Origin of the sequence: Agromyces sp. NPDC058064, assembly GCF_042885275.1 — a bacterium.
Taxonomy (GTDB): Bacteria; Actinomycetota; Actinomycetes; order Actinomycetales; family Microbacteriaceae; genus Agromyces.
The window spans coordinates 76,670-87,994 of record NZ_JBHVSE010000006.1 but is presented as its reverse complement, the minus strand read 5'-3'; the positions used below and the strand labels follow the sequence as shown (position 1 = coordinate 87,994).

Annotated in this window: 11 protein-coding genes; 5 read left to right on the top strand and 6 right to left on the bottom strand. The window is 70.5% G+C overall.

All coding sequences use genetic code 11. The annotated features are described in order from the left end of the window. Positions 1-53 precede the first annotated feature (53 nt). The 4 genes from ACFVSL_RS17380 to ACFVSL_RS17365 form a co-directional block, all read right to left on the bottom strand. The gene (locus ACFVSL_RS17380) at positions 54-851 is read right to left on the bottom strand and encodes an ATP-binding cassette domain-containing protein (RefSeq protein WP_386942240.1); all 798 of its coding nucleotides are present in this window, start codon (positions 849-851) and stop codon (positions 54-56) included. Next, the gene (locus ACFVSL_RS17375; protein WP_386942239.1) at positions 848-2,932 is read right to left on the bottom strand and encodes a dipeptide/oligopeptide/nickel ABC transporter permease/ATP-binding protein; all 2,085 of its coding nucleotides are present in this window, start codon (positions 2,930-2,932) and stop codon (positions 848-850) included. The genes ACFVSL_RS17380 and ACFVSL_RS17375 overlap by 4 nt, the downstream gene beginning before the upstream one ends. 2 nt (positions 2,933-2,934) lie before the next feature. Continuing rightward, on the bottom strand, positions 2,935-3,888 hold the full coding sequence (locus ACFVSL_RS17370) for an ABC transporter permease (protein ID WP_386942238.1): 954 nt from the start codon (positions 3,886-3,888) through the stop codon (positions 2,935-2,937). Between the two features lie 124 nt (positions 3,889-4,012). Continuing rightward, positions 4,013-5,617, bottom strand: coding sequence for an ABC transporter substrate-binding protein (locus ACFVSL_RS17365; protein WP_386942237.1), 1,605 nt, complete (start codon positions 5,615-5,617; stop codon positions 4,013-4,015). A gap of 89 nt (positions 5,618-5,706) precedes the next feature. On the opposite strand from ACFVSL_RS17365, the gene ACFVSL_RS17360 reads away from it, so the two are divergent. Beyond that, complete coding sequence (locus tag ACFVSL_RS17360) at positions 5,707-6,444, top strand: FadR/GntR family transcriptional regulator (protein ID WP_386942236.1); 738 nt, start codon at positions 5,707-5,709, stop codon at positions 6,442-6,444. A gap of 18 nt (positions 6,445-6,462) precedes the next feature. Here ACFVSL_RS17360 and ACFVSL_RS17355 read toward each other — a convergent pair whose 3' ends face one another. Then, the gene (locus tag ACFVSL_RS17355; RefSeq protein ID WP_386942235.1) at positions 6,463-7,431 is read right to left on the bottom strand and encodes an acetylxylan esterase; all 969 of its coding nucleotides are present in this window, start codon (positions 7,429-7,431) and stop codon (positions 6,463-6,465) included. A gap of 141 nt (positions 7,432-7,572) precedes the next feature. Between ACFVSL_RS17355 and tatA the strand changes: the two genes are divergently transcribed. Together tatA and ACFVSL_RS17345 are read left to right on the top strand one after the other, a co-directional pair. Continuing rightward, positions 7,573-7,806 (top strand): twin-arginine translocase TatA/TatE family subunit, encoded by a 234-nt coding sequence (gene tatA, locus ACFVSL_RS17350; protein ID WP_386942234.1) that lies wholly within the window; start codon positions 7,573-7,575, stop codon positions 7,804-7,806. 85 nt (positions 7,807-7,891) lie between these two features. Next, positions 7,892-8,473: a LuxR C-terminal-related transcriptional regulator gene (locus ACFVSL_RS17345; protein WP_386942233.1), complete on the top strand. Its 582-nt coding sequence runs from the start codon at positions 7,892-7,894 to the stop codon at positions 8,471-8,473. A 25-nt stretch (positions 8,474-8,498) separates the two neighbouring features. Here the strand turns inward: ACFVSL_RS17345 and ACFVSL_RS17340 are convergent, their stop codons facing one another. Then, on the bottom strand, positions 8,499-9,149 hold the full coding sequence (locus ACFVSL_RS17340; protein ID WP_386942232.1) for a TetR/AcrR family transcriptional regulator: 651 nt from the start codon (positions 9,147-9,149) through the stop codon (positions 8,499-8,501). Between the two features lie 226 nt (positions 9,150-9,375). On the opposite strand from ACFVSL_RS17340, the gene kynA reads away from it, so the two are divergent. Continuing rightward, positions 9,376-10,269: a tryptophan 2,3-dioxygenase gene (gene kynA / locus ACFVSL_RS17335; protein ID WP_386942231.1), complete on the top strand. Its 894-nt coding sequence runs from the start codon at positions 9,376-9,378 to the stop codon at positions 10,267-10,269. A 1-nt stretch (position 10,270) separates the two neighbouring features. Continuing rightward, entirely contained in the window at positions 10,271-11,308 is a 1,038-nt protein-coding gene (locus ACFVSL_RS17330; protein WP_386942230.1) for a hypothetical protein, read from the top strand. Positions 11,309-11,325 lie beyond the last annotated feature (17 nt).

Here is an 11,325-nt window from a genome sequence, read left to right as displayed (position 1 = left end):
GTTCTCCAGTGCGTGGTTCGGTCGTGCTGTGGTGGTGGAAGTCGCGAGCCGGGTCAGTCGGCGAGAAGGCTGGGCGCGGCGCCCAGCAGGGTTCGGGTGTACGCGTCGCGCGGATCCGCGAGCACCGATTCCGCGTCGCCCTGCTCCACGATGCGTCCGGCCAGCATGACGATCAGGCGATCGGAGACGTATCGGACGGTCTGGATGTCGTGCGAGATGAACACCATGCCCAGATCGAGGCGTTCCTTCAGGTCGCTCAGCAGGTTGAGGATCTGCGCGCGCACCGACACGTCGAGCGCGCTCGTGGGCTCGTCCGCGACGATGAGGTCGGGCTCGAGGGCGAGCGCCCGGGCGATCGCGACGCGCTGGCGCTGGCCGCCCGAGATCTGACCGGGCAGCACCTCGGCCGCAGAGGCCGGCAGGCCGACGAGCTGCAACAGCTCGACGACGCGGGCCTCGCGTTGCGCCTTGTTGCCGATCCGGTGCACGTTGAGCGGGTCGAGCAGCACGTCCCGCACGGTCATACGAGCGTTCAGCGCCGTCGAGGGGTCCTGGAAGACCACGGAGACGGCCTTGCCGTACGCGGCTCGCTGTGCGGTGTCGCGGGCGCGGAGCGCAGTTCCGCGGAACGCCACGGTCCCCGCCGTCGGCTCCTGCAAGCCGACCATGACGCGCGCGAGCGTCGACTTGCCGCAGCCCGACTCGCCGACGACGCCGATCGTCTCGCCGCGACGCACGGTGAGAGTCACCCCGTTGACCGCGTGCACGCGGTCGCGACGGAACAGCGTGCCGGTCCGTGCCTTGTGCACGACGTGGATGTCGTCGAGCCGCAGGATCTCTTCACCGCTCATCGGGTCACCTCGTTCTCGGAGCGGGCCTCGTCGGCCCGGGCGGCGTAGGCATGGCCGGACGCGCCGGCCAGTGCGGTGAGCTCCGGTCGGCGCGAGCCGACCGGGCGCCCCTCGACCGAGCGCGGGGCGAAGCGGTCGCCGGTGACGAAGTCGCGCGGCGAGGGCACGGTGCCGGGGATCTGGTGAAGCCGGTCCGCGCCGTCCTCGATGGAGAGCACCGAGCCGAGCAAGCCCCGCGTGTACTCGTGCTGGGGCCGGACGAGCAGGCTCCTGGTGGGCGCCGACTCGACGACCTGCCCGGCGTACATCACGGTGATGCGGTGGGCGAGCTCGGCGACGAGTGCGAGGTCGTGGCTCACGAAGACCATCGCGAAGCCCAGCTTCTCGCGGAGCTCGTTGAGCAGGTCGACGACCTGCGCCTGCACCGTGACGTCGAGCGCCGTGGTCGGCTCGTCGGCGACGATGAGCTTCGGGCTGCGGGTGAGGGCCATCGCGATGAGGACGCGCTGGCGCTGACCGCCCGAGAGCTCGTGCGGGTAGCTCTTGAGCGTGCGCTCGGGGTCGAGGCCGACGAGCGTCAGCAGCTCCTCGGCGGTGCGGGTGCCGCCGCGCTTCGTGAGCTGCGCGAGCTGCGAGCGGATGAGCATCGAGGGGTTCAGCGAGCTCAGCGCATCCTGGTAGACCATCGCCATCTCGTGACCGAGCAGCGCGCGACGCTCCTTCGGGGGCATCGTGAGCAGGTCACGGCCCTGGAACAGGATCTCGCCGGTCACCACGGCCGACTCGGGCAGCAGCCCCATGATCGCGAGGCTCGTGATCGACTTGCCGCAGCCCGACTCGCCGACGAGCGCCATCGTCTCGCCCGGCCGCACCGAGAAGCTGACGCCGTCGACGACGGCCACGTCGCCGTGGCGCTCGGGGAATCGGATGCTGAGGTCGCGCACCTCGAGAAGCGGCTCGGCGTCGCCGGTGTGCATGAGGCGGTCGGTGCGAGCGGACTCGGCCTCGCGGAGCTCGGCGAGGTGCCGCTCGAGCGCACCGCTGCGGATCGCCGCCTCGGCGGCATCCCGCCCGATCGCGCTCGTCGCCGTCGTGGTGACCTCGGCCGCGGAGAACGCCGTCGCGCTGCGGGTCTCGAGCACCGGGTCGTAGCCCGCCTCGCTGTCGACCGTGGCGTCGAGCGCGGCGTCCTCGGCCGCGACCTCGGCGATGGCCTTGGCCGCACGCGGGCGGGCTCCGGGCTTCACGAGCGCGTCGGTGACGCCCTCGGCGAGGACGTTGAGCGAGAGCACGGTCAGCAGGATGAGCATGCCGGGGAAGAACGTCGCCCACCAACCGCCCGAGAGCAGCAGGTTGCGACCCGAGGCGATGACATTGCCCCACGAGGGCGCCGGGTCCTGCACGCCGGCGCCGATGAACGACAGGCTCGCCTCGAACACGATCGCATCGGCGACGAGCACCGTGACGAACACGAGGATCGGCGCCGCGCAGTTGCGGGCGACGTGCCAGAAGAGGATGTACGACAGGCGCGCGCCCATCACCCGTTCGGCAGCGACGTAGTCCTCGCCGAACTGGGCGAGAACGTTGGCCCGCACGATGCGCGCGATCTGCGGCACGTAGAGGAAGGCGATGGTGCCGATGAGCACCGGCAGCTCCTTGCCGAAGACGGCGACGAACACGATCGCGAGCGCGATGCCGGGGAACGACATGATGATGTCGAGGATGCGCATCACGACCTCGCGCAGCCAGTTCGGCCCGGTCGCGGCGATCGACCCGATGATCGCGCCGACGACGAGGGCCGCGAGCGTCGCTCCGATGCCGATCGCGAGCGAGTACCGCGAGCCGAAGACGAGGCGCGAGAAGATGTCGCGGCCGTTGCGGTCGGTGCCGAAGAAGTGCTCCCACGAGGGCGGCTGGGCGGGGATACCCGATTTCAACGGGTCGTACGGGGCCACGAAGGGCGCGAAGACCGCGACGAGCACGATGAGCACGAGGAACGCCAGGGCGATCTTCGATCCGATCGGCATCGCCCCGAAGCGCTGGCCCGGCACGCTGAGGCGTTCGGCGAGTGAACGTCGCATCATTACACCGTCCGGATTCTGGGGTTGATGAGCAGGTAGAGCAGGTCGACCACGATGTTGACGACGACGAAGGTGAGCGCGATCGTGAGCGTGACGCCCTGCACGAGGTTGATGTCGTTGTTCGTGACCCCGTTGAGGATGAGCTTGCCCATGCCCGGCAGGTCGAAGATGACCTCGATCACCACCGCACCGCCGAGCAGGTAGCCGATGCGGAGGCCGAGGACGGTCACGGGGGTGATGAGCGCGTTGCGCAGCACGTTGCGCCCGACCACGACCGAACGCGGGATGCCGCTGCCGATCGCCGTCCGGACGTAGTCGCGGTCGAGCTCCTCGACCATCGAGGTGCGCACGACGCGGGTGAGCGAGGCGGCGACCGGGATGCCGAGGGCGATCGCGGGCAGTGTCATCGAGATGAGCCAGCCGCTGAACGAGTCGGCGGGGTTCACGTAGCCGCCGGTGGGGAACCAGCCGAGTCCGAGCGCGAACGCCTGGATGAGGAGGATGGCGAGCCAGAACGACGGGATCGCGATGCCGGCGATCGAGAGCACGCGGGTCAGCTGGTCGGGCCAGCGGTCGCGGTAGAGCGCACCGGTGACGCCCATCGTGAGCGAGAGCACCGCGGCGATGACGAGGCCCAGCAGGGTGAGCTGGAGGGTGAGCGGGAACGCGGTGGCGATTGCCTCGGAGACCGGCTGGGCGGGCGGCACCGTCGTGCCGAGATCACTGTGCAGCAGGTCGCCGAGGAACCTGAGGTACTGCACGAAGACGGGGTCGTTGAGGCCCATCTGCTCGCGGTAGGCCTCGCGGGCCTCCTGCGAGGAGCTTTCGCCGAGCGCGTTGATGGCGGGGTCGCCGGGGGCGAACTGCATCACGAAGAAGACGAGTGCGGTGATGCCGAGCACCATGATCGGCAGGACCGCGAGGCGGCGGAGCATGAGCCGCAGCAAGGTCGTCACGGGGGGACTCCTTCGGGGTGGGAACCGGGAGCCTGCGGTGTGGAGCGCAGACCCCCGGTCGTCGGGGGAGGCCGGGGGCCGACGTCAGGCGTCGTCGGCCCCCGGCAGCGGTCGCGACCGGGCGTCAGCCCCGACGGGCCACGTCGATGAACGACAGGCCGGTGAATGCCAGCGGCTGGAACGCGGAGAGCTCCGCGTCATCCCATGCGGTGGGCAGCTTGCGATGCACGAGCGGGTAGACCGGACCCTCCTCCGCGATGATGTCGAACGCCTGGCCCCAGAGCTTCGCCTGCTCACCGGAGTCGGAGGTCGCGACGGCCGCGTCGAGCAGCTTCGTGATCTCCGCGAAGCCAGCCGAGTCCGCCCAGCGGTAGCGAGATCCCGGCCACACGGTGTCGGCGCCGTACCACCAGCGGAGCAGCAGGTCCGCGTCGTTGCCGAACACCGAGGGGTCGCCGGGGGCGACCATGACGGTGTAGGCGCCTTCGTCGACGATCTTGTACTGCGCGCCCGACTGGTTCACGTTGAGCGAGGTCTTCACGCCGAGCGCGTCGAGATCCTCCTTGATGAGCGGGAGCACGTCCTTCACCCAACTGGTGTCGGTCGCGAGCAGTTCGATCGAGAGGTCCTTCACGCCGGCCTCGGCGAGCAGCGACTTGGCCTTGTCGAGGTCGTAGCTGTAGACCGTCGACGCCTTCTGATAGGAGGGATGCTCCTTCTGGAGGTAGCTCGTGGCGGGGGCGGCCTGGCCGAGCATCCCGACGGCGACGAGCTTGTCGTAGTCGATCGCGTAGCGGAAGGCCTGGCGGACCCGGACGTCGTCGAACGGCTTCGCCGCGGTGTTGAACATCATGAACAGCTGGCCGAACGACTGCACCGACTGCACGGTGACGTCCTTCGAGAGCGCGTCGACGTCGATGTAGGGCACGTCCTCGATGGCCTGCACGCGGCCCGACTGCACCGCGGTGACGCGCGCGGCCGCGTCGGAGAGCAGGTTCCAGGTCATCGCCGCTGCGAGCGCCGGTCGGGTGCCGCTGTAGGCGTCGTTGCGCTCGAAGGTGAGCTTATCGTCCTTCGTGGCGCTCGTGAGCTTGTAGGGTCCGGTGCCGACCGGCAGCGCGTCGTACGCGGCGGGGTCGGCCTCGACGATCGCCTTCGGCACGACCTTCACGACCGAGAGTCGCTCGTTCGCGAGGGAGAACGGCTGGTTCAGGGTGATCTTCACCGTCTGCTCGTCGACCTTCTCGATGCCCGAGACGAACGGGATGAAGGTGCGGTAGAGCGAGTTGTTCGCGGGGTCGAGCACCCGCTGGAAGGAGAAGACGACGTCGTCGGCGGTCACCGGGCTGCCGTCGTGGAAGACGGCGCCCTTGCGCAGGGCGACCGTGATGGTCGTGCCGTCGGCCTGCGGGAGGTCCGCCGCGAGCGCGGCGTAGGGCTCGCGGGTGACGGGGTCGAGCTCGACGAGCCCCTCGAGGATGTGCCAGTTCGCGGCGACCGTGACGGCGCCGGTCGTCGTCATCGGGTCGAACCCGGTCGAGAGCGCGTACGAGATGCCTGCCTCGATGGTGGCGTTCTCGTCGACGGCACCGCCGGATGCCTCGCCACCGGGCTTGTTCGTGGACGCGGGACCGGAGCACGCGGCGAGCGTGGCGATGATGCCCACCGCACCGGCCGCCTGCAGGAAGACCCGGCGGCTGGTCTCAACGTGGAGCGTTTCCTTCAACATTGGATGAATTCTCCTGGATATCGGACATCAGACGTCGTATCTGAGTAAGGTGAATCTAGCCCCGAACTGAATGAAAGGTCAAGCCGACGATGGCGACACAGGATCAGACCGTCACCCCGGTCTTCTCAGCCCCTCCGCGCAAGCGCGATGCCGTGACCGACCGGATCAAGGACCTGATCCTCGCCGAGGGCCTTCGACCCGGCGACCTCATGCCGACCGAGGCCGACATCTGCGCCCGGCTCGAGGTCAGTCGATCGAGCGTCCGCGAGGCGATGCGGATGCTCGCGGCGCTCGACATCGTCGAGGTGCGGCACGGCCACGGCACCTACGTCGGCCAACTCTCACTCGCGCCGCTCGTCGAGGGCCTCGTCTTCCGCGGCGTCGTCGACCAGGACGATAGCGTCGCCGCGCTCCGCGAGGTCGTCGAGGTGCGCGAGGCGCTCGACCTCGCGATGGCCGAACAGGTGGTCGCATCGCTCGAAGGCACGCACGATCCCGACCTGACGGAACTCGTCGCGACGATGACCGAGAAGGCGCGGCGAGGCGAGGCGTTCGCCGCCGAGGACTTCGCGTTCCACACCCGGCTGCTCGGCTACCTCGACAACACCCTCGTAGGCCAGCTCGTCGCCGCCTTCTGGGAGGTCAACACCGTGGTCTACCCGAGACTCGGGCTCCCGCCGGCCGCCGACATCGCCGACACGGCACGTGCGCACGGCGCGATGCTCGACGCCGCGGTCGCGGGCGACGTGGCCGCCTACCGCGCCGCGGTCGTCGAGCACTACCTGCCACTGCGGCGCGCGCTCGAGAAGGCGTCGCCGAGTCGCTGACCCTGCCCCGACTCGGCGTCACCCTCCGCCGAGCATCGCGGCGAACGACTCGAGCGTGAGCAGGTCGTCGTCGTGCCCGCCGCCCTCGTGCGCGTTGTACGGCCAGACGGTGATCTCCTTGGGCCCCGCATAGCGGTTGTAGGCCGCGAACACGGTCGAGGGCGGGCAGACCGGGTCCATGAGGGCTGCCGTGATGTGCACCGGCGCGACGGCACGCGCGGCGAAGTTCACCCCGTCGAAGTAGGCGAGCGTGTCGAGCACCTGCTCGCGGCGGTCGCGGTACCACGACAGGTAGTCGGCGATCTCGCGATAGGGTCGCGCGTCCGTGATGACCGTCGCTCTCGGGAAGTCGCAGAGGAACGGCACCCGCGCAACCACGGCCGAGAGCGACGGCACCAGCCCGGCGACGGCGAGGGCGAGCCCCCCGCCCTGGCTGATGCCGAAGACCGCAACCCGGGCGGCGTCGACCTGCGGCAGCTCGCGGGCGACCTCGGTGAGCCGCACGGCGTCGACGATGAGCCGCCGGTAATAGTAGCTCTCCCTGCCCTCGATGCCCCGAGTCAAGAACCCGGGCACCTGCGGCCCCGAGCCGACATCATCGGGCGTCGTGCCGCGCGAGCCGCTCCACGCCTGCCCGCGGGTGTCGAGCTCGAGGTGAGCGTAGCCGGCCGAGGCCCAGAGCAGGTTCTCGACCGCATCGCCGCGCCCCCGCCCGTAGCCGTGGAACTGCACGACAGCCGGCAACGGCGCCGACGCTCCTGCCGGGATCCGGAGCCACGCGCGCACCCGCTGGCCGCCGGCGCCGGTGAAGGAGATGTCGAAGACCTCGATCGTGGTGAGCGGCGTCTCGAGTCGCTCGCTTCGCACGTCGAGATCGAACCCGCGTGCCTCCGCGAGGGTCTCGGCCCAGAATCGATCGAAGTCCTCGGGCTCGCGGCCACTTCCGCGGTACTCGCGCAGCTCGGAATCAGGCAGGTCGACGTACATGCAGGGCCTCTCGTTCGGTGATCGAAAGCATCCAACCACACTGGACATCTGATGTCATATGTGATGGAGTGAGGGCGACCTCTCGGGCCACGGGACCGCCAGGCCGCATCGCCCGATCCACGCAGACGACAGGGACGTCACATGCTCCACAACCTGACCGGCTGGCACGCCGTCATCATCCTCTTCGTGATCCTGCTGATCTTCGGAGCCCCGAAGCTGCCGCAGCTCGCGCGGAGCCTCGGCCAGTCGATGCACATCCTCAAGAAGGAGGTACGGTCGCCCGACGCAGACGCCCCCGCGGACGACCCCGCGGACGCCGAGGAAGCAACCGAGCCCGTCGGGGCCACCCCGCACCCGGGCAGCTCTCGCCCCTGAGCGCACGGATCGGGAACCCGAAGACCTCATCCGGACATATTCCTTACAGTGGCCGTGCCCGACGGCCGCTGCGAGGGAGCCCGACATGCACCACGACCGGAGCGAGGTCCGAGCGGTGGTCGCGTCACCGCGACGCCTCATGCGCATCGCGCTCTCGAACCTGCTGCGCGCGCAGGGCATCGGCTCCGTCCGCGAGGCCGTCGGCTACACCGAGGCGATCATCGCCGCAGATGCCGACCGCGCCCAGCTCGTCGTCGTCGACCTCGAGCTCTCGACCGAGCACGGCGCCGGGTTCCTGCATGAGCTCCGCGCGACGGGCGGCAACCCCCGCGTGCTGGCGTTGCACCGGGGCGCAGCCCCCGGCGACTCGGGCCGCGATCGCGGCATCCTGCTGCTCGACCCCGACGCCGCGCCGGCGGAGCTCGCGAACGCCGTGCAGACCCTCTGCGCCGGCCGCGGCGCGCATCGTCTGCCGTGCCTCACCCCGCGGCAGCTCGAGGTGCTCACGCTGGTGGCGCGCGGCTATTCGAACGACGAGATCCGCCGCGAGCTCGTGATCAGCCTGCCGACCGTCAAGCAGCACGTGCGCGACATCTTCGCGCGGCTCGGCGCGAAGACCCGCCTCGAGGCGGTGAACCGGGCCCGCGCGAGCGGCGTCGTGGTCTAGGCCTGCAACCGCGTCGATCCCGCGCTCACCCGGGCGCGGGCTTCGGCCCCTTCGCGTGCGACATGTCGTGGAACGCCGCGAAGTCCTGACCCGGCGTCGGCATCGGCGTCGTGCCCGGCCGCGCCCGCAACCCGTCGAGCACGACGGTGAGCTGGCGCCGCCAGAACGGCAGGTACTCGCCGCCGTACTGGCCGAGCGAGCCGAGCATGTCGACGAGGATGCCGAGGTCGACGGCGGTCACGTCGGCGCGCAGCGCGCCCTCGGCCTGGGCGCGGGCGACGAGCCCGTCGACCAGCGGCTCGAACTCGATGCCGGGGCGATGCGTCGGGTCGAGCTCGGCGACCCGGCGCATGACGGCGGGAAGGTACGGCGAGTCGGCGACCCAGCCGCCGAGCCGCTCGACGTACAGCTCGACCGAGCGCCAGCCCGTCTCCGCACCGAGGATCTCGGGAGCGAGATCGTGCAGCTCGGCGACCGCGGTGTCGTAGATCTCGCGGATGAGCGCGTCGCGGTTCGGGAAGTGCCGGTACACCGTGCCCGCGCCGACCCCCGCGCGCGCGGCGAGCTCGTCGAGCGGCGCGTCGATGCCCCGTTCGGCGAAGAGCCGACGCGCTTCGCGGAGCAGGCTTTCGTGATTACGCCGCGCGTCTCGACGCGACGACACCGACGAGGTCATCGCTTCACTGTACGCGCATTCATCGCGTATGATTCGGAGGGTCGTCTCCGTTTACCCGAGACGGATCGACGTTCCTTCGGGGGAAGAAGGATCGCGACGCGGCGGGCACGAGCCGGCTTGACCGGGTGGGGGCGCCCGTCGCGTCGGTCTCTCCTCGAGAGCGAGGCCGCAGGGCGGAGTCCGGGCCGGCGACGCCGCCTCGAGCACCCGTGGTTAGGCTGGAGCCGTGACCACTGCGCAATCAGGAACTGGCGAGGGCGCCGACGCCGGCGTCGCAGCGAACACCCGCACCATCGAGGCATCCGTCGTCACCGACTTCAGCGATCGCATGAGCTACGGCGGCTATCTCGACCTGCCGACCCTGCTCAGCGCGCAGCGGCCGATCTCGCGGCCCGAGCACCACGACGAGCTGCTGTTCATCATCCAGCACCAGACGACCGAGCTGTGGCTGAAGCTCGTGCTGCACGAGCTCGAGACGGCGCGCGACCTGCTCCGTGCCGACGAACTCGGCCAGGCCCTCAAGTGCATCGCGCGGGTCAAGCACATCCAGAAGACGCTCACCGAGCAGTGGTCGGTGCTCGCGACCCTGACGCCCGCCGAGTACGCGCAGTTCCGCGGAGTGCTCGGCAACGCGAGCGGGTTCCAGTCGTACCAGTACCGCGCCGTCGAGTTCGTGCTCGGCAACAAGAACGCGAAGATGCTGCAGATCTTCGAGTCGGATGCCGCGGCCACGGCCCTGCTGCGTCACGCGCTCGAGTCGCCGAGCCTCTACGACGAGTTCCTGCGGCTGCTCGCGCGGGCCGGGTACCCGATCCCGGCGTCCGTGCTCGAGCGCGACGTGACCCTCGCGTGGACCTTCACTCCCGAGCTCGTGCCCGTGTTCGCGCAGATCTACGGCGACACCGCCGAGCACTGGTCGGCGTACGAGACCTGCGAGGAGCTCGTCGACTTGGAGGACAACTTCCAGCTCTGGCGGTTCCGGCACCTGAAGACGGTCGAGCGCATCATCGGCTCCAAGACCGGCACGGGCGGGTCGAGCGGGGCGCCCTTCCTCAAGCGGGCGCTCGAGCTGACCTTCTTCCCCGAGCTCTATGCCGTGCGCACCGAGATCCCCGGCTGACATGACCTCCGACCCCCGCGACATCGACGTCGACCTCGGCCCGCTCGCCCGACGGGCGCGGCGCTCGCTCAACGGCGACCACGCCGGCGACCTCGGCGTCGTGCTGCCGCCGTTCGTCGACCACCACGTGCACGTCGAGATGACGCTGCCCGAGCAGGCGGTCGCGGGCGGCATCGCGGGCGTCGTCGACCTCGGCGCGAACCCCGCGGTCGTCGCCGCGTGGGCCGCCCGCGACGGCCTGCCCCGCGTCCGGTACGCAGGCGCGTTCCTGACCGCGATCGGCGGGTACCCGTCCGACCGGCCGTGGCTCCGCGAGGGCAGCCTCAGAGAGCTGCCGGCGGTCGAGACCGGCGCCGACGACGTCCCGCGGCAGGAGCGGGCCGCCCTGCCCGGCCCCCTCGACACGGCCGTCGACGAGCAGCAGGCGTTCGGCGCCTCGGTGGTGAAGGTCGTGCTCAACGCCGATGCCGGGCCGGTGTTCGACCGCTCGACGCTCGACGCGATCGTCGCCGCCGCGCACGCGCACGGGCTCGCGGTGGCGGTGCACGCCGAGGGCGAGGGCTGCGCGGCGCTCTCGGTCGAGGTCGGCGCCGACGCCCTCGTGCACACGCCCTGGACCGAGCGGCTCGACGACGCGCTCATCGCGCGCGCCGCCGCCGGGCAGGTGTGGATCTCGACCCTCGCCATCCACGCCCGAGACTTCGGCGACGACTCGCCCGAACTCGCCTGCGCGATCGACAACCTCGTCCGTTTCCGCGCCGCCGGGGGCCGGGTGCTCTACGGCACCGACCTCGGCAACGGCGAGCAGCCCATCGGGGTGAACGCCCGCGAGCTCGCGCTGCTCGCACGGGCCGGGCTCGCGGCATCCGAGCTCGTCGCCGCACTGATCGACCCATGGCCGCTCGCCGCGCGCGACGTCTGGGCCCTCGACGGCGTCGCGACCTTCGTGCCCGGCGACCCGCCGTCCTCCCCCGATTCCCTGCCCGACTGGCTCGCGAACGCGCGCGTCGTGCCCGCCGACGACCTGGAGCTGTTGTGACCCTCGACCCGAATCTC

Bases quoted from the DNA above. Each gene is read 5' to 3' on its own strand.
- ACFVSL_RS17365 (WP_386942237.1), bottom strand. From the start codon at position 5,617: ATGTTGAAGGAAACGCTCCACGTTGAGACCAGCCGCCGGGTCTTCCTG.
- ACFVSL_RS17330 (WP_386942230.1), top strand. From the start codon at position 10,271: ATGACCTCCGACCCCCGCGACATCGACGTCGACCTCGGCCCGCTCGCC.
- tatA (WP_386942234.1), top strand. From the start codon at position 7,573: ATGCTCCACAACCTGACCGGCTGGCACGCCGTCATCATCCTCTTCGTG.
- ACFVSL_RS17340 (WP_386942232.1), bottom strand. From the start codon at position 9,149: ATGACCTCGTCGGTGTCGTCGCGTCGAGACGCGCGGCGTAATCACGAA.
- ACFVSL_RS17355 (WP_386942235.1), bottom strand. From the start codon at position 7,431: ATGTACGTCGACCTGCCTGATTCCGAGCTGCGCGAGTACCGCGGAAGT.
- ACFVSL_RS17380 (WP_386942240.1), bottom strand. From the start codon at position 851: ATGAGCGGTGAAGAGATCCTGCGGCTCGACGACATCCACGTCGTGCAC.
- ACFVSL_RS17345 (WP_386942233.1), top strand. From the start codon at position 7,892: ATGCACCACGACCGGAGCGAGGTCCGAGCGGTGGTCGCGTCACCGCGA.
- ACFVSL_RS17375 (WP_386942239.1), bottom strand. From the start codon at position 2,932: ATGCGACGTTCACTCGCCGAACGCCTCAGCGTGCCGGGCCAGCGCTTC.
- ACFVSL_RS17360 (WP_386942236.1), top strand. From the start codon at position 5,707: ATGGCGACACAGGATCAGACCGTCACCCCGGTCTTCTCAGCCCCTCCG.